The organism is Vibrio thalassae (assembly GCF_900089835.1).
Classification (GTDB): Bacteria; Pseudomonadota; Gammaproteobacteria; order Enterobacterales; family Vibrionaceae; genus Vibrio; species Vibrio thalassae.
The window spans coordinates 155,175-175,273 of the sequence record NZ_OANU01000003.1 but is presented as its reverse complement, the minus strand read 5'-3'; the positions used below and the strand labels follow the sequence as shown (position 1 = coordinate 175,273).

Genomic DNA, 20,099 nt, shown 5'->3' with positions numbered 1-20,099 from the left:
AAAAACATATGAGAGTAAACATCACTGGTAAAAACATTGAGATCACCTCTGCAATCCGTGAGCATATCGAAAGCAAGTTTAAGAAATTAGAAAAATGGCAAGTCGACATCATTAGTTGCCAAACTGCTTTCAGCGAAGAGCCAAACAAACAAATGAAATTCGAAGCGTCCATTACGGTACCCAAAGGCAAACTTGTCGCTTCCGCTACTCATGAAGATTTATACGCTGCCGTTAACGAGGTAGAACAGAAGTTAGAACGTCAGCTGAACAAACTCAGACATAAGCCAGAAGCGAGACGCACCGATAAGCCTGAGTTGGCAGAAGAAACCGAATAAAGGCTCATAAATAGAACGATTGTAGAATAGCGCCGTAAGGCGCTATTTTTTTGCTTGACGCTCCCCACTCCCTTGCTTATTGTGTGGCTTAGCCCAATAAAAACTTACGACTACATATACTATGTACCCGACTAATCTGTTCTTTTTTGACTTCTTTTTTCTCCACTAGGCTTGGAGGCTTCTTCGTTTTCGAAAGAAAAGTCAAAAACGAACGGAAAGCCTCCCAATGGGAGGTTTTTTTATAAGGATTATTTGATGATAGACACAAACTACTCACTTGAAGAAATTCGCTTACGTCTGAATGAACTAGACGACAACCTGTTGAAGCTTCTTTCTGAACGTCGCAAACTCAGTATTGAAGTAGCAAAAAGCAAAGTCGAAACTTCAAAACCGGTTCGAGACGCCGCTCGTGAACAACAGTTACTGGTTAAGCTGATCACTAACGGTAAAGACAAATACGAACTGGATGCGTCTTACATCACCAAAATTTTCCACACTATCATTGAAGATTCCGTCTTACTGCAACAGGTCTATCTCCAGAATCTTGCCAACCCTCAACAAAGCAGAAAGCCGGTTGCTAGAGTCGCCTTTCTAGGCGCAAAAGGGTCTTACTCACATCTCGCTAGCAGAGATTATTTTTCACGTAAGAACACAGAGCTAATTGAACTGAATTGCGATCAATTTAAAGAAGTCACCAAAACGGTTGAGTCTGGTCATGCCGATTTTGGAGTCTTACCTATTGAAAACACCAGCTCGGGCTCAATCAATGAAGTCTTCGATTTACTACAGCACACAACGTTACATATTGTTGGTGAAATTACTCAACCGATTGAACATTGCTTAGTTGCGACGAAAGAGATTCGTTTAGAAAACATTAAAACGCTGTATTCTCACCCTCAACCTCATCAGCAATGTAGTGAGTTTTTGGGAAGACTATCAGGGGTTCAACTAAAATCTTGTGCAAGTACCGCGGACGCGATGCAGAAAGTACAGCAGCTGAACCGAGATGATGTCGCTGCCATTGGACATGCAGCAAGTGGTAAATTGTATGGGTTGCAATCGATTCAAAGTGATATCGCTAATCAAACCGAAAATCATACTCGGTTTATTGTTGTTGCTAGAAAGCCTGTCGAAGTATCGGCACAAATTCCGGCCAAAACGACTTTTATTATGGCGACCTCTCAACAAGCGGGTTCTTTAGTCGAAACCTTATTGGTACTGCAGCGCTATGGCATCAATATGACCAAACTCGAGTCACGCCCTATTATGGGGAACCCTTGGGAAGAGATGTTTTATGTGGACGTCGAGGCGCACAAAGATTCTGAATCAATGCAACACGCGATTCGGGAGCTGATTAAGATAACCAAATATCTTAAGGTTCTTGGTTGTTATCCCATTGATAATGTCAAACCAGTGATGCCTGATTTAGGTGAGTAACACACAATAGCCCCAGATAAATAAGCTGGGGCTACTTTTATCTCATTGATAAATCAATGTGATTACTTAAGCGGTAATATTTTGATCTCTACACGACGATTACACTGACGCCCTTCAGGAGTAGCATTGCTGCAAATAGGAAAACGCTCGCCATTACCACGAGCAACAGCACGTCCTGGCGCGACATTCTGACTAATCAAGAACGAACGGACTTGCTCAGCTCTTTTTTCTGATAGTTCTTGATTGTACTGAGCACTGCCAGTGCTATCTGTATAACCGTCAATCACCAAACTGGTATCAGGATATTCCACTAAAATACGCGCAACGCCCTTGAGCGTATTATGAATGTTACTGTTGAGTGCGTGAGAATTGCTGTCAAAACCAATACCATTTTCTAAGCGCAATAGCAGTTGATTATCGCCTACCCGTTGCACTTGGACACCTGAGTTCAATAACTCCTGTCTTAACGCCTTTTCTTGTTGATCGAAATAGTATCCGACTCCGCCCCCAAGCGCTGCACCACTTGCTGCACCAATAAGAATCCCACGGCTGTCACCGCCTGACGCAATCCCTACAGCCGTTCCCGCAATAGCGCCAATAACCGCGCCTTTAGTTGCAGAATTCGTTTCGTATTGCCCCGTTGTCGCATTTTGTCGCTGCGTTGCTTGGCAACCAACAAGAGAAATAAGCCCTAAGGCAACCACTACTTTTTTCAATTTCATTTCTAGTATCTCTTATGCGTATCATACCCTGAAAAAGTACAGTATACCATACCATATAAAATGTAATTATTCCTAATTGAGGCATTTAGCGCTCGCTAGAATGATAGAAAACTCATCACCATTAAATGACAAATTTAAGGTAGATTTACGTTAGAATTGAGCCCAAACGTATAGATATGGATAATTCATCATGAACAAAGTGGTTATTGCGTCGCTAAATCCAGCAAAGATCAATGCCGTCAAGAGCGCTTTTGAATCCGCTTTTCCTCACCAATCCTTTACTTTTGAAGGCGTCAATGTCCCTAGCGGTGTGGCAGATCAACCAATGAGCAACGACGAAACTCACCGAGGCGCTAAAACACGCGTTCATAATGCTAAAAACGTCATCGTGGATGGCGATTTCTATGTTGGAATTGAAGCCGGTTTTGAGGGGTATTCTACGTTTGCATGGATGATTATTGAAAAGGGTGCGCAGGTGGGTGAGTCAAGAAGTGCTAGTCTTATGCTTCCACCAGCAGTCATCAAACAGTTATCACCGACGGTTGAACTTGGTGATGTAATGGATCAAACCTTTGGTACCGATAATATCAAACAAAAAGGTGGCGCTATTGGTTTGTTAACTCAGCATCAGCTAACTCGCAGTTCGGTGTACCACCAAGCATTGATATTGGCATTGATCCCATTTACCAATCCTGAACACTTCTAAATAAAAGTTATCTAATAAGGTAAGCGAAACCTAATGGTTTCGCTTATTTGAGTAAAAGATCACTTAGCGCATTCTTATCTTTATCTGCCAAACGCTTTACCTCAGCAGATCCTCGAGTAATCGTCGCCACACCTACGCCAAGCATCTGACTAATTTGACGCTGCGACATGTCTCCTTTTAATAACTCACAGAGAATGTTGACACGTGCCGTCACCGCTTCGCGTTCATCGGGTGTCAGCAACATCGTCATCAGCATCGCTTGTTGTTCACTGCTTTGTGAACGCTGAATAAGGTCTAAGACTTGCTGCCAATCTTGATAGTATGGTTCCATTTAATATTCCATCAGAAACATTCAGTTCTCATTCTACCCCCAAGGCGACGTGAATTGATAGTCTCTCTCAATTAGTAACGCTGATTGCTTTCCGATTCCGTGAGGAAACTTCCCTCAGCACCGAGTAAGTCTCGATAGTAAACTTGGAACATAAGAATATTTTGAACATAACCGCGAGTTTCTCTAAATGGTATGGCTTCGATAAACGCTATGGCGTCTAACTTTCCATCCGAGGCTGCCCGCCAACGTTTAACGCGATTGGGCCCTGCATTGTAGGCCGCTAACGCATAAATGCGGTTGCCGTCATAATTACCGAGTAATTCATTAAGGTAGTGAGAACCTATTTCAATGTTTTTACCCACCTGATACAAATCGTTGGTGCTGCTATAACGAATCTGGTGCTTTTTCGCCGTGTACTTCGCCGTCGCTGGCATAATCTGCATCACGCCACGAGCACCAACAGGCGAACGAGCTTCAACATCCATCGCACTCTCTTGTCGTGCTAAAGACATGAGTAATACACTATCTAGATCGAGCTTGTCACTGTAAAAGTCAAACCACCAACGGTGTGCCATCGGGAACCGTAATGACATGTTGTCCCACATTTTGGCAGAAATGGTTGCTACCACAGTAAAGTGATGCCAGCGTTTTTTACCAGCATAAGCCGCTAACATCTGCTTTTCATCGGCACCTACGTTCGACAATAAGAAACGCCACTCTGATTTAGCAACGGCAATCTTGTCTCGCTCAATCAACTCCTCAATTCGATCTAAACTGCGCTGATATGGCGCGACGATGTTCGGATTTAGAACCGTAGTAGAAACCGGATAGACAATGGAATGTTCCAGGTAGGTTGCAGCAGCTGCGCTGTAAAAGTTACGTTGACCGACGATCCCTTCTAGGCGTTTTATTCCTTGTTCTTGATTGCCTGTCGCCAGCTCAGAGCGTGCCAACCAATATTGCCAGCGGCTGGTTTCTTGTTTCTCAGGCGACATTTTACCAACCCAGCCATTTAGGCCTTCCCAGTCGGCTTCTTGCACAGCGAGACGTGCTCTACGCTCTAAATAACCAGCATTATTTGATTGGCGAAGCACTGAATCACGCCATTTAGCGTCGGAGTCAGAATCCGTTGTCATATAGCGCATGGCGACATAATCTTGCATTGACGGCTGTAACGTATCGTCTAAGGAAGCGTTTCTCGCTAATGTTGCTAAAACCGTTCTTGCCTTATCTTTATCACTGCGTGCTAGTTTTTGCAGCGATAGTTCAATAAGCTGATTTTTATACGGTTGTGGGAAATTACTGTCAGCGAAAGACACCACTTTATTCGGCGACTTAAACAGCGTTTTGATTTGATTGCCTTGTTGCTTACCTGTCGAAGATGACAATTTTTTATTCAAATAGTTAATCAGTGAACCATTGCGTTTCTCAAACGCTAAAATCATTCGCTCGACGATCAGTTCATCAGTCAACGCACCCGACTTATCCCACGCCGAGAATAAACCATCGCAAGCACTGTCGACACTATTCCCACTCAACCATAAGGTTTCCGCGCCTTTAAACGCGTCTCGCTTATTGCCAGTTTTCCACTGAGCATAGTGATAGTGGCATTGATATCGTTCACCATTTGGATAAGAGGTTTGAAACGTCAAAATGTCTTGCCATTTGTTTTGGCGAGCCAGCTGGTCCAAGTACGGTGCTCGAATACGAGAAGAAAAAGGGAAGCTCTTATGTTGTTCTATAAACGTCTCAACGTCATCGGGCGATTTGTCGCTTAGCTGTAAAGAAAATACTCGATAGTCGATATAAGGCGTGAGCGAATAGCCTGCAATTTTAGGGCGAAGCTTTTGATAACCACTAATATCTTTGTTATCTATCAGCTTCTGAGCCTTATCATAATCTAAGCGCTGTTGTTCTAATTTTGATTCTGCTGCCAATGTAGGCCATGCCAAAGAGGCTACAATGACCGAAGTAACTGCAAGCAGTCGTTGCTTATACCGCACGTATAAAAGCATGTGCCGTTTTCCTTAGATGCTGTGAAGAATGACCAGAGAGATTATTGTTGTCGTTTTTCATTTAGCCTTGTCAGCTTCATTTAAATACATGGTCAATCTTCAATTTAAGACCAATTCCCTCTACTTGCCAATGGGTTTGTGATTAAGAATTTGTTTCCAATGTTGAGAATTCTCTGGTTCATCCCCTAATGGCACATTTTGACTAATAATGAGGCTTAAGATCGCACAACGAAAATTGAAACGTTCTGACTGCGTAGTGTAAAATAACAACTTTATTGACCTCAGAAAGTAGGAACGATCGGCAATGGCTGAATACGTCTATACCATGTCGCGCGTGAGCAAAGTAGTGCCACCCAAGCGACAAATCCTTAAAGATATCTCTCTTAGCTTCTTCCCTGGTGCAAAAATCGGTGTTCTAGGCCTCAATGGTGCTGGTAAATCTACCCTTCTACGTATCATGGCGGGTATTGATACTGATATCGATGGTGAAGCGCGTCCGCAACCTGGTCTAAACGTAGGTTACTTGCCGCAAGAACCTGTTCTTGATGAATCAAAAACCGTACGTGAAATTGTTGAAGAAGCCGTATCTGATGTTGCGGGTGCAATGAAGCGCTTAGACGAGGTTTATGCTGCTTATGCTGAGCCAGATGCCGACTTCGATGCTCTAGCAAAAGAGCAAGGCGAATTAGAAGCACTTATTCAAGCGAAAGATGGTCATAACTTGAACAACGCCTTAGAGCGTGCCGCGGACGCACTTCGTCTTCCTGAATGGGATGCTAAGATTCAACACCTATCGGGTGGTGAGCGCCGCCGTGTTGCTATCTGTCGCCTATTACTTGAGAAGCCAGATATGCTGCTTCTCGACGAACCAACCAACCACCTAGATGCAGAATCTGTTGCGTGGCTTGAACGTTTCCTAGTGGATTACAATGGTACTGTTGTTGCGATTACCCACGACCGTTACTTCCTAGATAACGCAGCAGGCTGGATTCTTGAGCTGGACCGTGGTGAAGGTATTCCATGGGAAGGTAACTACACGTCATGGCTAGAGCAAAAAGACGCACGTCTACAACAAGAAGCGTCTCAAGAGAAAGCTCGTCAGAAAACCATTGAGAAAGAGCTGGAATGGGTTCGTCAAAACCCTAAGGGTCGTCAAGCTAAATCAAAAGCACGTATGGCACGTTTTGAAGAGCTACAGAGTGGCGATCATCAAAAGCGTAACGAAACGAACGAGCTATTCATTCCACCAGGCGAACGTCTAGGTGACAAAGTTCTAGAAGTGAACAACCTGACTAAGTCATTCGATGGCAGAGTGCTGATTGATGATCTTTCTTTCAGCATTCCAAAAGGTGCTATCGTCGGTATCATTGGTGCCAACGGTGCAGGTAAATCGACACTATTTAAGATGCTAAGCGTTACAGAACAACCGGATTCTGGCACGATTGAACTGGGTGAAACCGTGAAACTGGCTTCTGTAGAGCAGTTCCGCGACTCAATGAACGACAGCAATACGGTGTTCCAAGAGATCTCAGAAGGCGCTGACATCATTAAGATCAACAACTTTGAAATTCCAGCGCGCGCCTACTGCTCACGCTTTAACTTCAAAGGTAGTGACCAACAGAAGATCATCGGTGAGCTTTCCGGTGGTGAGCGCAACCGTGTTCACCTAGCTAAGCTGCTTAAAGCGGGCGGTAACATGTTGCTACTCGATGAGCCTACCAACGACCTAGACGTTGAGACACTACGTGCACTTGAAGAAGCGCTATTAGAGTTCCCTGGCTGTGCCATGGTTATCTCGCACGACCGCTGGTTCCTAGACCGTATCGCTACTCACATCATCGACTATCGCGATGAAGGTCAAGTTAACTTCTACGAAGGTAACTACACTGAGTACATGGAATGGCTGAAGAAGACTTTGGGTCCAGAAGCTGCTGAACCACACCGTATTAAATACAAACGCATCTCAAAATAACCGTTTGAATTTGAGATAAACTTGTTTTTTTTCAAGAGGGCGCTAATAATAGCGCCCTCTTTTTTGTGATTTTCACCCACAAAATAACGAAATTAACTGAAAAATCACCACATTCCATAGACAAATGTGGTGTAGCGATAATCACTATGCCGAATAGAATCAAGGTAGTAATACCGAATGAACAAGGAAAGAAACGAACTCTGCGTTTAGGACGAAAGCGTACTTACACAGCCATCCTCTTCGCTGCAGCCTTTCCTGTTGCCTTGGGCTTAGTCGGTTATTCCTATAACCAATCTCGAACACAGCTGTCATCCACTGAAGTGTCTCTGACGGATCTACAGCAAGAAAAAGCGCTACTTGAAGCTAAGCTAGAAGAACAAGTCAATGTCACTCACGATCTGTCTCAAGAGCTTGAAGAGAAGCGTGATGAGCTCCAGCTTTTGAGTAAACGAGTCAATGACGTTGAAGCAGTTCTAGGTCTCACCAATGAAGAGCTCTACGATACAGACATGCCATTGGCGGAACGTATTGATGCTGCTGCCATTGACTCTGCAGTACGTGCCACTATGCTGCGCTTAATTCCCAATGACAGCCCGGTTACTTATCAGCGCGTTTCCTCGTCTTACGGACGACGTACTAACCCGATATCTGGTAAACGTCAGTTGCACACTGGTATCGACCTCACCTGTAAAACAGGTGAACAAATCTTAGCGCCAGCCGATGGGGTGATTGAAACAGTAAGACCAAGCCGTCAGGGTTATGGTAACTATATGACGGTGCGTCATTCATTTGGTTTTATGAGCTCTTACGCCCACTTACATAAATTTAAAGCTAAGAGTGGCCAGTTTGTCAGTAAAGGGGACGTCATTGCTACATGTGGTAACAGCGGTAATTCAACCGGACCACACCTTCACTATGAAGTACGCTTTTTAGGACGCACTCTTAACCCTCAATACTTCATTGATTGGAGCCCTGAGAATTTCGATTACGTATTCGAGAAAGAAAAGAAAGTACAATGGGCACCGCTGATTGATCTTGTCGGTAGCGTGGTTAAGTTACAAATAAACCTTACCAATGCGCCTTATGTGGACTCTTCGATCAACACCGCGGTTACCGAAGACACTTCCGCTGAACTAGGCGAACAGACCAACTAAAAAAACGCAGCGAAATCGCTGCGTTTTTTATTGCTTCATTCACCACTCTGATCTAACCGCGATGAATGGCATCATTAGCTTGCTTAAGTAGGTTTTGACTCTCAGACATAAATTGCTGCGAATAATCACCAAACCACTGGCTTACTTCATTAAACTCAGAGATGAACTTCTCTTTATCTTTGCTATCTAATAATGCCAATGCATCTCCAAACTGTTTATGGAAGCACTTGATCATCTCAATGTTCTCTTCCGATGACATAATAATGTCGCCGTATAAGCTTGGATCTTGAGCAAATAATCGACCGACCATCGCTAACTCGAGTCGGTAGATAGGTGAACTCAGTTTAACGAGTGTATCTAAGTCGGGGTTCTGCTGACTTAAGTGGCGACCGTAAGCAAACGAGGTAAAGTGGCGAAGTGCTTGGATAAGCGTCATGCCTTTATCATGCTGCTCGGCAGAGATCTGACACAAACTTGCGCCCCAAATTTTGAACTGCTCCAGCAGCCACTGGTATTCGGCCTCACCTCGGCCATCACAATAAACAATAACTTGCTTTGCAAGGCTTGGTACATCAGGACCAAACATAGGATGAAGACCAACAACCGGACCATTGTGAACCTCAAGCATTGAATGCAGAGGTTTAGCTTTGATCGATGTTAAATCACATAGGATACAATCCTGCGGTAACGTATTCAGCTTTTCTATCACGCCCTCAGTGAGGTGAATCGGCACAGTGACCACAACCAGACCAGCATTATCGAGAATTTCATCTGCACGATCCCAGTCTTGACTACCAAGTACCTTAACTTCGTAACCAGACAGTTTGAACATTCTACCGAACAGACCACCAAGCTGACCATTACCACCAACGATCACCACTGAACGTAGTTGTGGATTTAAACATTTAAAGCCAGAGTCTTTTTCGCTCGCATATGACTCACGCATCGTACGACGCAGAATGTCTTCAATCAGTTGAGGTGGTACGCCTTTCTTCGCCGCTTCTTCACGACGAGACGCCAGCATGGCCGCTTCTCTATCCGGAGCATAGATAGGCAATCCATGACGGCTTTTCACCTCACCAACTTGTTCTACTAGGGATAGACGCTTCGCAAGAAGCTCGAGCATTTGCTTATCGACCTCATCAATTTGGTCGCGCAGTGCGTTCAGTTCAGCAGCCATGGACGTAATTATTCCTTAATACGATTTTCCAAGAATGGGACGAGCTCTTTGTGAGCATGACGTAATAGTGCCTCAGTTGTATCCCAATTGATACACGCGTCGGTGATCGACACCCCATATTTCATTTGTTCTAGAGGAATATCTGAACTTTGGTTTCCTTCATTGATATGACTCTCAATCATCAGACCAATAATGGATTTGTTACCTTCACGGATTTGATGGATTACGTCTTCAGCAACAAGTGGTTGGCGGCGGTAATCTTTACGAGAGTTAGCGTGGCTACAATCCACCATCAATGACGCATCTAGATGAGATTTCGCTAACTCTTGCTCACATTCAGTGACCGAGACAGAGTCGTAATTGGTTTGTTTACCACCACGCAGAATGACATGGCCGTTTTCGTTTCCTTGAGTCGTGAGTAACGCGACTTGACCTTCTCGGTTGATTCCCATAAAGCGGTGACTAGAAGACGCAGCCTGCATGGCGTTAATTGCGGTTGCCAAACTGCCATCGGTACCATTTTTAAAGCCAATGGGCATAGAAAGACCACTGGCCATTTCACGGTGGGTTTGTGATTCGGTCGTTCTAGCACCAATTGCTGCCCAGGAGAAGGTATCGGCCAAATATTGTGGGCTAATTGGGTCAAGTGCTTCTGTCGCCAGTGGAATGTCCATTTCTGCAAGCTCGACTAATAATTCACGACCGACATGTAACCCATGCTCAATATCAAAGGTGCCATCCAATTGAGGATCGTTAATCAAGCCTTTCCAACCCACCGTCGTACGTGGTTTTTCAAAGTAGACTCGCATAACAATGTAAAGCTGGTCACTAAGCTGCTCTGACAAGGCTTTCAAACGCTTAGCGTATTCTTTCGCTGCCTCTAAGTCATGGATAGAGCAAGGCCCACAGACCACCAGAAGACGATGGTCTTTTTTGTGAATAATGTTGGCAATTGTCTCACGAGACTCTTGAATGAACTTTCTTGCTTTTTCACTCAACGGTAATTTTTGTGTTAGTTGTTCTGGTGTAATCAGTACCTGCTCGTCACTGATGTTAATATTACTTAGTTCACTCTTTTTCATGGCCTCACCTGTATACATTGCTTTACACCGAATCTAATCACTCAAATCATCCGGATAAGCTATATCCATTAATATACCCAGATAAAAATCACATGCAAGCGTAAACCACAAAAAACACTTAACGTAAACATTAATTTACATCTAATATTGCTCGTGCCATCACTCTTGCTAACAGTTCGAACATAACAAACTGCCACGATTGGCCTGTTGCGTATACAATAAAATACAACTTCGTTGTTGGTTGTAATTTATGGACTTAATCATCTCCCTTTTGCAGCAGATGTGCGTGTATCTCATGCTCGCTTACATGCTAAGCAAGACTCCGCTTTTTATTCCGCTGTTTAGTGTTTCCAATCGTTTTAGCCATAAACTCAGTATTTATGTGTTGTTTTCTTCTTTTTGTATTTTGGGGACCTACTTCGGATTGCAAATCAACGATGCCATAGCCAACACCCGAGCGATTGGTGCGGTCATGGGCGGTTTATTTGGCGGCCCTATAGTAGGGTTTGCAGTTGGGTTAACCGGAGGTTTACACCGCTATTCGTTAGGGGGATTTACTGACTTAGCGTGCGCGATTTCCACCACAGCAGAAGGAGTCATCGGTGGTTTAATGCACTTGTACTTCATAAGGAAAGGCAAGAAAGAACAGCTGTTTAACCCGCTTGTCGTCTTCTACATCACTTTCGTCGCAGAACTGGTTCAAATGCTGATTATCCTTATGGTCGCTAAACCGTTCGATCAAGCCTACGCACTCGTTTCCGATATTGCGGCTCCAATGATTATTGCTAACTCGGTAGGGGCTGCGCTCTTTATGAGTATTCTTCAAGATCGTAAAACTATTTTCGAAGAGTACTCAGCAACGTTCTCCCGCCGCGCATTAAATATTGCCGAGCGCTCTGTCGGTATTTTGGTTCATGGGTTTAACTCCAACAACGCCAGCAAAATTGCCCGAATTATCTATGAAGAAACCAATGTTGGTGCCGTTGCCATTACTGATCATGAAAAGATACTAGCCTTTGTCGGCATAGGTGCAGACCATCACCAACTTAATCGTCCTATCTCCTCTCAAAGTACCCTCGACGCCATGAATAACAATGAGATTATTTATCTCGACGGTAAAGAAAACCCCTACCAATGCTCGATTTCTGAAGACTGCAAATTAGGCTCGGCGCTCATTATCCCGCTACGTACAGGAGATGAAGTTATTGGTACCATTAAGCTGTACGAGCCGAAGAGAAAATTGTTTTCAACCATTAATATGTCTATGGCGGAAGGTATTGCGCAGCTACTCTCCAGTCAGATTCTTCATGGCGACTACATTAACAAACAAACCTTGCTAAATCAGGCTGAAATCAAGCTACTTCATGCGCAAGTGAATCCACATTTTCTGTTTAATGCATTGAATACCATTAGCGCGATTACTAGGCGCGATCCTGATAAAGCACGCAGCCTAATACAGCATCTTTCACAGTTTTTCCGCAGCAATCTGAAACAAAACATTGAAACGGTGACCTTGAAGGAAGAGTTGGCCCACGTTAACGCTTACCTAACGATAGAAAAAGCACGCTTTACCGACCGTCTAGATGTGGATATTGATATTACTCCCGAACTATTAGAACAAGAGGTTCCTAGCTTCACCTTGCAGCCTCTGGTTGAAAACGCAATTAAACACGGTATTTCCAATTTAATTGAAGGTGGAATCATTCGTATCTACAGTCATACCACTGAGTCTGGGAGTGAGATAGTCGTCGAAGATAATGCAGGCACCTTTATTGCACCTAAAGAGGGCCATGAAGGATTGGGGCTGCAAATTGTCGGTAAACGCCTAACCAATCAATTTGGTCGTGACGGAGCGCTAAAAATTGAAGTGGAAAAACACCACTTTACGCGAATGAGCTTTATCATCCCCTCGCCTTCAACACGCAAAGATAAAAGGACGGCTATTGCGTCATGACACAGTTAACAGCTTTAGTAATTGATGACGAACTCTTTGCTCGCGAAGAGCTGATAGAGCTCTTAGAAGAAACCGAGCAAATTACTATCATCGGTGAGGCAAGTAATGCCATTGAGGGTCTTAAGAAAATCAACCAGCTAAAACCGGATGTGGTCTTCCTTGATATTCAGATGCCACAAGTCACCGGTATTGAGCTGCTTGGTATGCTCGATCCAGATACCATGCCGAAAGTCGTCTTTGTTACTGCTTATGACCAATACGCGATTCAAGCGTTTGAAGATAATGCCTTTGACTACCTATTAAAGCCAGTTGACCCTTGTCGTCTTGAGAAAACCGTCAAACGACTAAAAAAACGTGACCAACAAACGCTAGGGGCTATCAATACTCTCGCTCCACAAACGCTGGACCAAATCCCCTGCGTCGGCCATAACCGAATTGTGATTATTCCAACGACTGATGTTGAGTTTGCCTACAGCGACCTGTCTGGTGTGCATGTGCAAACAGCCGAGCAAAAAGCCACCTCACAACTGACACTCAAAGTACTCGAAGATAAAACGCCGTTGATTCGTTGTCACCGACAGTTTTTAGTCAACGTAAAAGCGATTAAAGAGATCAAGCTATTGGATAACGGGTTAGCAGAGATTATTACGCAAAGTAACCACCCAATACCGGTAAGTCGTCGCTACCTAAAAGCGTTAAAAGAAACGTTAGGCTTTCATTAAGGCGAGTCTCACAGAACCGATAGTGCAACGGCGCGAAACATGGCTCAACTGGAGGTTTCCCCCGCATTGGCAGGGGAACTCGACTCGCCGTTTTCTAGCCTTCCAATGACGACAGAATTTTGTGATTCGCCGCATTCCATTGAGCGCTGTTTTTAAGTTCTTTTAAGTTGAACTCTTTCTTTCTTAGCATGCGGCTTGCCTGCTTCACTTTCGTAATTGGCAAGTTATCGAGTACTTCGATAGAGAAGTGGCGATTATTGCACATAAGTAACATATCACAGCCTGCATCTAGTGCTTGTTGAGCGCGCTCTGCTGGGCCGCCCATAACCGACGCGCCTTCCATCGAAAGGTCATCAGAGAACACGATACCTTTAAACCCTAGCTGTTTACGAAGCACCTCTTTTAACCAATAGCTTGAACCACTCGCTGGTTTGTCATCATAGTGTGGGTACACGACGTGTGCTGGCATCATTGCGTCCAGCACACCCGATTTGATATGAGCTTTAAAGATTCGCATATCATCTTCAAAGATAGTATCGCGATTATCCATAGGGGTTTCAAAATGAGAGTCCGCTGTCACGCCACCATGACCTGGAAAGTGTTTGCCCGTAGTCGCCATACCAGCCGCTTTCATGCCAGCCATAAACGCCGTGCTGTACTGAACGATAGTTTGGAAATTGTCACCAAAAGCACGATTGCCAATCGCTTTAGATTGGTGTCCTTGGTCAAGGACAGGCGCAAAGCTCAAATCAATGTCGTGAGCCATCAACTCAGCTGCCATCAGCCAACCCGATTGATGCGCGAGTGCTTCATCCCGTAACTGCGCATAGCGAGCCGCTGGCGGTAATAAGGTAAAACCATCTCGAAAACGTTGTACACGCCCCCCCTCTTGGTCCACACCGATAATAATGGGATTTTTCGCCGCTTGACGGATTTGACGATTTAGTTCAATCAGTTGCTCGGAATCATGATAGTTACGAGCAAACAAAATCAAGCCACCGACGGTAGGATGCTCAAGAATCTCTTTATCTTCAGCACTCAGTTCATAACCTTCCACATCAAGCCATAGCGGTCCCATAATTGCTCCTCTGCAAATTTATTATCAAATGGGCGTCACCAGAGATTATTCTGATTATTTTTGATTTACAATATTGCTAGGTAAAAACGGAGTAAGTTTATGATGTCTAAGGAAGCGCTGTACATTGGCATAATGTCGGGCACCAGTTTGGATGGTGTCGACACAGCATTGGTGTCGATCAAAGGCCGTGAAATTACCTTGCTTGCAAGCGATTTCCTTAACTACCCTGAATCATTAAAAAAAGGGGTTCTTGCTATCTGTCATGGTGAGGAAACCACACTTAAACACATCGGTGAACTCGACCACCAGCTTGGGCTACTTTATGCCGAGGCAGTCAATGCTCTGCTTAGTAAAACCTCGTATTCTGCTCACGATATTACCGCCATAGGCAACCACGGCCAAACCGTGTTCCACCAACCTGAAGGGGCAATACGATTTACCACACAACTTGGTGATAACAATCTCGTGGCAACGCTAACAGGCATTAATACCGTCGGTGACTTTCGACGTAAAGATATGGCTTTGGGTGGGCAAGGCGCACCTTTAGTCCCCGCATTCCATCGTTACTTATTTGCCGATAGCGACTCAACACAAGTGATTTTAAACATTGGTGGCATCTCCAATGTTTCAATATTGCAGCCCAATGGTGATGTGATTGGCTTTGATACCGGCCCTGGTAATGTGCTTTTGGATCATTGGTGTTCTCACGCTTTTTCCCAATCTTTCGACAAAGACGCTCAGCTTGCTAAACAAGGTCATGTGATTCCTTGTTTATTAGAAGAGATGCTCAACGATGATTACCTAGCACGCCCTGCCCCGAAAAGTACTGGGCGAGAGCGGTATCATGAACAATGGCTAAGTCAATGTCTTGCCGCCATATCAACACCGATGACCGATCACGATGTGCTTCGAACATTAACTGAATTTACAGCCCTAACTATCGCCAATGCTATTCAAAATTGTTCCATCGGCACCACACCAAAACTATTGGTGTGTGGTGGCGGCGCAAACAACCCAATAATAATGAAGCGCCTAAGTGAATTACTCATAGGCTGGAGCGTGGCACCCACTGACAGTGAAGCCATTAGTGGAGACTACATGGAATCCATGGCCTTTGCTTGGCTTGCACACTGTTACCTCAACAAGATACCGAGTAATTTGCCCTCAGTAACCGGCGCCAGTAAAGCCGTACCTTTAGGCGTACTCTATTCAGCTGACTAGGAACTACTATGACTAACGACGCACTGCTCAATGCGCTTTCTCAACTTGTCTCCGAGGGCAGAAACCCTGAGACCATGGATATCGATTTACTGTCATCGCAACAGATTCTAGCGCGCATGAACCAACAAGATGCCCTAGTTCCTCTTGCCGTAGAAAAGGTCATTCCTGACATTGCTTTGGCGGTAGATGCCATTACTCAGGCCTTTAAGCAGGGAGGCCGATTGTTGTATCTAGGTGCAGGCACTAGCGGCCGACTAGGCGTGCTCGATGCATCAGAATGTCCACCGACCTTTGGTACCGACCCTGAGATGGTCGTTGGTATCATCGCGGGCGGCAACGATGCTATGTTCCGAGCCAAAGAAGGAGCGGAAGACAACCCTGCACTCGGTGAACAGGATTTGATTGCTCACAACCTCACTTCACAAGATGTGGTGGTTGGCATTGCCGCAAGTGGGCGCACCCCCTACGTTATTGGTGCATTGGAATACGCCAACCAATTAGGCGCGACAACAGTGGCGCTGTCATGCAATCCCGCTTCCGACATTGCTAACATCGCTCAAATAGCGATCAGTCCAGTGGTAGGCCCAGAAGCGCTAACCGGCTCCACTCGACTGAAATCGGGCACTGCACAGAAGTTAGTTCTCAACATGCTTACAACAGCAAGTATGATCCGTTTAGGTAAAAGCTATGAGAACTTGATGGTGGATGTGAAAGCGACCAATGCAAAGTTAGTCGCCAGAGCGACGCGCATTGTTATGCAGGCCACGGATTGCAACAAACAACAGGCACAAGTCACGTTAAAAGAAACTCAATATGACGTGAAGCTGTCGATTCTCATGATTCTAACTGGATTAGATAAGCAGCAAGCACATCAGCAGTTACATCAACAAGACGGTTTCCTAAGAAAAGCGGTAATAAGCAAGAGCCAAGAAAGTGAATAAAAAAGCTAGGGTGTCATGCCCTAGCTTCCTAAATCATTTTTTAATGGGAATAGTCATTCCAACCGCGTTGCCATTCCATTCTAAAACGCTGTCCATCGGGTAAGCCTTCACACGCCCCAGTGTAATACTGCCCAGACAACCCGATTTGATAGGCAAAATCAGCATCACAAAACTCTAGAATGCCTCTTTGATAACCCGAGTCGTATTCTGAATGAACGGCAGCGCCGAGTTTATTCAGGTCAGAGTAACTGCGAGACAATTGTCCACGCACACCATCTTGATAGCCAATCTGTTCCCAGCTTCCCTCTTTAGCGAGGTCATCCACTCCTTTGGCGCATCCAAATATTAACAAAGCGGATGCTGCCACTAAAAATGCTTTCATGAGATTCCTTTTCATCCAACTCTCTCTGCCGTCACAATGCCAGTTTTAAGTGTTTTTTACCACTCAATCCTTGACTAAGTGATGAGCTTCACGCTTTTCTACCGCCACTTAACTCGGAAAAATGACCACTTACTCTTCGATAAAACCACTTAAGTTGGTTATTGACCACTTAATCATCTATTCCACCACTAACCGAATAAGCCGATGTGTAGCCAATTCATCATTTTTATAATGGTTACCAGAATTTAATGTCATCACAAACTAGGGATAACAGTTATGTTGTGGTTTTTAACTTGTGTTGCAGCCTTGATCGGCGGCTACTTTATCTACGGGGCTTTCATTGAGAAGGTCTTTGGTATTAATACAAAACGTCAAACACCAGCTCACACTAAAGCTGATGGTGTTGACTACGTGCCAATGTCGACCAAGAAAGTGTACTTGGTTCAATTGTTAAATATCGCTGGTGTTGGTCCAATCTTCGGCCCAATCATGGGTGCACTATACGGTCCTGCCGCTATGCTTTGGATTGTCATTGGTTGTATCTTTGCTGGTGCAGTGCACGATTACTTCTCAGGTATGCTTTCAGTACGTAACGGTGGTGCTTCTGTTCCTACTATTACCGGTCGTTACTTAGGCAATGGCGCCAAACACTTTATGAACATTTTTGCCATCGTCTTGTTGCTACTTGTTGGTGTGGTATTCGTTTCTGCACCTGCAGGCATGATCACTAACTTAGTCAATGATCAAATGGGCATGTCAATGAGCATGACAACCATGGTTGTGGTTATCTTCGCTTATTACATCATCGCAACTATCGTCCCTGTCGATAAAATTATCGGTCGCTTCTACCCACTATTTGGCGCACTACTCATCTTCATGTCTGTTGGTCTAATTACAGCGGTAGCACTATCAAGTGAGCACCAAGTAATGGGCGGATTTGAAATCAGTGATATGTTCACTAACATGAACCCGAATGACCTACCACTATGGCCAGCTCTATTTATCACGATTGCTTGTGGTGCAATTTCAGGTTTCCACGCAACACAATCTCCGCTGATGGCGCGTTGTATGGAAAATGAAAAGAATGGTCGCTTTGTCTTCTACGGTGCAATGATCGGTGAAGGTGTTATCGCTCTTATCTGGTGTGCTCTTGCTCTGTCTTTCTTCGGCTCTATCGACTCGCTAGCAGAAGCAGTTAAAAATGGTGGTCCAGGTAACGTAGTGTACAGCGCTTCATTTGGCCTATTGGGTGTCTTTGGTGGTGTGCTTGCTTTCCTAGGTGTGGTTATTCTGCCAATCACTTCAGGTGATACTGCGTTCCGCTCTAGCCGCCTAATCCTTGCTGAATACTTCAACATGGAACAGAAAACACTACGTAACCGCCTACTGATGGCTCTACCACTGTTTGTTATCGGTGGCATCTTAACTCAAGTAGACTTCGGTATTATCTGGCGCTACTTCGGTTTCGCTAACCAAACAACCGCAGTAATGATGTTATGGACAGCTTCAGCTTACCTACTGCGTCACAACAAGATGCACTGGATAACCACAGTTCCAGCCATCTTCATGACTACGGTTGTTATTACCTTCATCTTGAATAACGCAACCCTAGGCTTTGGTCTGCCAATGCAGCTGTCAACAATTCTAGGTATTGTTGCCTCACTATCTATCACTGGCTACGTGATTAAGAAGTCGAAAGGTAAAGGTGAAACAGACCTTGCAGATGAAGAAAAGCCACAAGGCAAAGCAGAAACTGCTTAACTGATTATCCCGTTATCCGCTCTTTGAGCTAAAAAAGCGCCTTCACATTGAAGGTGCTTTTTATTTGCTATCTGATTATTCGCTAAGATAACCCAAACCACCAGCAATCAGACTTTGCTCCATCACTTCAATGACGGCTCGGCTGGTTTCATGCTTTAGGATTGATGAGGTATTAGCGCCTTGCAAAATCAGCCCACTTAGATGATCAATTTCATGTTCAAAGCCAGTCCCGATTGTTTGCGGTGCTATCAACACGGTCTCATCTCGATACACCACTTGAATTGATTTCGGGTTCCACCACTTTTCAGCAATGGTCGCTTCAAAGTCCTCACCCTGAATGACAGCACTACGCACTAAATTACGTGTTATTGAGGCCGCTAACTGACCTTGAAGACCAGATTTAAAATGAAACTCTGCGGTCTCATCCACCTTTGCTTGAGGGTTATCTTGAGAAAAGACCACATCGGGCTTACCAATAGTTACGCCACACAATGTACATAAATCCGCGTACAACCACAGCGCATACACTCCCACATCCAGTGTCGCACCACCAGCTTGCTGAGCATTGAAGATCTGGTAGTTTTCATCATACTCATGCCAATTACCAAATGCTGCCTGTAGTGAGGTTAGCTTGATATTGTTGCTGACAATAAACTGTTTTAACTCTTGGTAGGCAGGAAACACAACAGACTTCATGGCTTCCGCCAAGATGACACCATGTCGTATCGCTAGCGCAGCCATTTCATCCCAATCTTTTACATTGGTAAATGCGGGTTTTTCTACCAGTACATGCTTACCAGCGCTTAAAAAAAGCTCCACCAAATCTCGGTGATAGGGATGCAATGTCGCAACATAGACCACATCTACGTCGGCATCATCCGCTAATGCTTGGTAGGAACCATACGAGCGGCTGCACTCAAACTCTTCGGCAAACTTTGAGGCCCTAGCTTCATCACGTGCTGCCACCGCAACCAATTCGCCACATTGCGAATGTTGAGTTAAGTCGATGGCAAACCGACGTGCTATTTTCCCTAAACCTGCAATACCCCAACGAGCTTTCTCCAACATCCTATACCCTTCACATTATGTTTTTTGCCAACCATACC

General features: G+C 44.7%; 18 protein-coding genes and 1 other annotated feature. Of the genes, 10 read left to right on the top strand and 8 right to left on the bottom strand.

What is annotated here, in order from left to right:
* Positions 1–8 precede the first annotated feature (8 nt).
* Together hpf and pheA are read left to right on the top strand one after the other, a co-directional pair.
* A complete protein-coding gene (hpf, locus tag VTH8203_RS02995) occupies positions 9–335 on the top strand; it encodes a ribosome hibernation-promoting factor, HPF/YfiA family (protein ID WP_096992307.1) in 327 nt (108 codons plus the stop codon).
* A gap of 123 nt (positions 336–458) precedes the next feature.
* Positions 459–578: a sequence feature (Phe leader region), on the top strand.
* A gap of 12 nt (positions 579–590) precedes the next feature.
* Positions 591–1,772, top strand: coding sequence for a prephenate dehydratase (gene pheA / locus VTH8203_RS02990; RefSeq protein ID WP_096992306.1), 1,182 nt, complete (start codon positions 591–593; stop codon positions 1,770–1,772).
* Between the two features lie 62 nt (positions 1,773–1,834).
* Here pheA and VTH8203_RS02985 read toward each other — a convergent pair whose 3' ends face one another.
* Entirely contained in the window at positions 1,835–2,488 is a 654-nt protein-coding gene (locus tag VTH8203_RS02985) for a YiaD family glycine zipper/OmpA-like lipoprotein (protein ID WP_167385782.1), read from the bottom strand.
* A 196-nt stretch (positions 2,489–2,684) separates the two neighbouring features.
* Here VTH8203_RS02985 and yjjX point away from each other — a divergent pair, with 196 nt between their 5' ends.
* On the top strand, positions 2,685–3,200 hold the full coding sequence (yjjX, locus tag VTH8203_RS02980) for an inosine/xanthosine triphosphatase (RefSeq protein WP_096992304.1): 516 nt from the start codon (positions 2,685–2,687) through the stop codon (positions 3,198–3,200).
* A 43-nt stretch (positions 3,201–3,243) separates the two neighbouring features.
* Here yjjX and trpR read toward each other — a convergent pair whose 3' ends face one another.
* Positions 3,244–3,531 (bottom strand): trp operon repressor, encoded by a 288-nt coding sequence (trpR, locus tag VTH8203_RS02975; protein ID WP_096992303.1) that lies wholly within the window; start codon positions 3,529–3,531, stop codon positions 3,244–3,246.
* Between the two features lie 71 nt (positions 3,532–3,602).
* Positions 3,603–5,546: a murein transglycosylase gene (gene sltY / locus VTH8203_RS02970; RefSeq protein WP_096992302.1), complete on the bottom strand. Its 1,944-nt coding sequence runs from the start codon at positions 5,544–5,546 to the stop codon at positions 3,603–3,605.
* A 304-nt stretch (positions 5,547–5,850) separates the two neighbouring features.
* Between sltY and ettA the strand changes: the two genes are divergently transcribed.
* Positions 5,851–7,518, top strand: a complete 1,668-nt coding sequence (ettA, locus tag VTH8203_RS02965; protein WP_096992301.1) for an energy-dependent translational throttle protein EttA — start codon at positions 5,851–5,853, stop codon at positions 7,516–7,518.
* Positions 7,519–7,664: 146 nt separating this feature from the next.
* Positions 7,665–8,672, top strand: coding sequence for a M23 family metallopeptidase (locus tag VTH8203_RS02960; protein WP_096992300.1), 1,008 nt, complete (start codon positions 7,665–7,667; stop codon positions 8,670–8,672).
* Between the two features lie 52 nt (positions 8,673–8,724).
* Here VTH8203_RS02960 and tyrA read toward each other — a convergent pair whose 3' ends face one another.
* Both tyrA and VTH8203_RS02950 read right to left on the bottom strand, forming a co-directional pair.
* Positions 8,725–9,852 (bottom strand): bifunctional chorismate mutase/prephenate dehydrogenase, encoded by a 1,128-nt coding sequence (gene tyrA / locus VTH8203_RS02955; protein WP_096992299.1) that lies wholly within the window; start codon positions 9,850–9,852, stop codon positions 8,725–8,727.
* 8 nt (positions 9,853–9,860) lie between these two features.
* Entirely contained in the window at positions 9,861–10,934 is a 1,074-nt protein-coding gene (locus VTH8203_RS02950) for a 3-deoxy-7-phosphoheptulonate synthase (RefSeq protein ID WP_096992321.1), read from the bottom strand.
* A 250-nt stretch (positions 10,935–11,184) separates the two neighbouring features.
* On the opposite strand from VTH8203_RS02950, the gene VTH8203_RS02945 reads away from it, so the two are divergent.
* Both VTH8203_RS02945 and btsR read left to right on the top strand, forming a co-directional pair.
* Positions 11,185–12,888 (top strand): sensor histidine kinase, encoded by a 1,704-nt coding sequence (locus tag VTH8203_RS02945; protein ID WP_096992298.1) that lies wholly within the window; start codon positions 11,185–11,187, stop codon positions 12,886–12,888.
* Positions 12,885–13,610: a two-component system response regulator BtsR gene (gene btsR / locus VTH8203_RS02940; protein WP_096992297.1), complete on the top strand. Its 726-nt coding sequence runs from the start codon at positions 12,885–12,887 to the stop codon at positions 13,608–13,610. The genes VTH8203_RS02945 and btsR overlap by 4 nt, the downstream gene beginning before the upstream one ends.
* Positions 13,611–13,704: 94 nt before the next feature.
* Here the strand turns inward: btsR and nagZ are convergent, their stop codons facing one another.
* Positions 13,705–14,688: a beta-N-acetylhexosaminidase gene (nagZ, locus tag VTH8203_RS02935; RefSeq protein WP_096992296.1), complete on the bottom strand. Its 984-nt coding sequence runs from the start codon at positions 14,686–14,688 to the stop codon at positions 13,705–13,707.
* Positions 14,689–14,790: 102 nt separating this feature from the next.
* Here nagZ and VTH8203_RS02930 point away from each other — a divergent pair, with 102 nt between their 5' ends.
* Together VTH8203_RS02930 and murQ are read left to right on the top strand one after the other, a co-directional pair.
* Positions 14,791–15,909, top strand: a complete 1,119-nt coding sequence (locus tag VTH8203_RS02930; RefSeq protein WP_167385781.1) for an anhydro-N-acetylmuramic acid kinase — start codon at positions 14,791–14,793, stop codon at positions 15,907–15,909.
* Positions 15,910–15,917: 8 nt separating this feature from the next.
* A complete protein-coding gene (gene murQ, locus VTH8203_RS02925; protein ID WP_096992294.1) occupies positions 15,918–16,850 on the top strand; it encodes an N-acetylmuramic acid 6-phosphate etherase in 933 nt (310 codons plus the stop codon).
* A gap of 40 nt (positions 16,851–16,890) precedes the next feature.
* On the opposite strand, the gene VTH8203_RS02920 is transcribed toward murQ, so the two are convergent.
* A complete protein-coding gene (locus VTH8203_RS02920) occupies positions 16,891–17,232 on the bottom strand; it encodes a DUF2799 domain-containing protein (protein WP_031493145.1) in 342 nt (113 codons plus the stop codon).
* A gap of 276 nt (positions 17,233–17,508) precedes the next feature.
* On the opposite strand from VTH8203_RS02920, the gene VTH8203_RS02915 reads away from it, so the two are divergent.
* Positions 17,509–18,993, top strand: coding sequence for a carbon starvation CstA family protein (locus VTH8203_RS02915; RefSeq protein ID WP_096992293.1), 1,485 nt, complete (start codon positions 17,509–17,511; stop codon positions 18,991–18,993).
* A gap of 75 nt (positions 18,994–19,068) precedes the next feature.
* On the opposite strand, the gene VTH8203_RS02910 is transcribed toward VTH8203_RS02915, so the two are convergent.
* Positions 19,069–20,061 carry a Gfo/Idh/MocA family protein gene (locus VTH8203_RS02910; protein ID WP_096992292.1) on the bottom strand — a complete coding sequence of 331 codons (993 nt, stop codon included), beginning with the start codon at positions 20,059–20,061 and terminating at the stop codon, positions 19,069–19,071.
* Positions 20,062–20,099 lie beyond the last annotated feature (38 nt).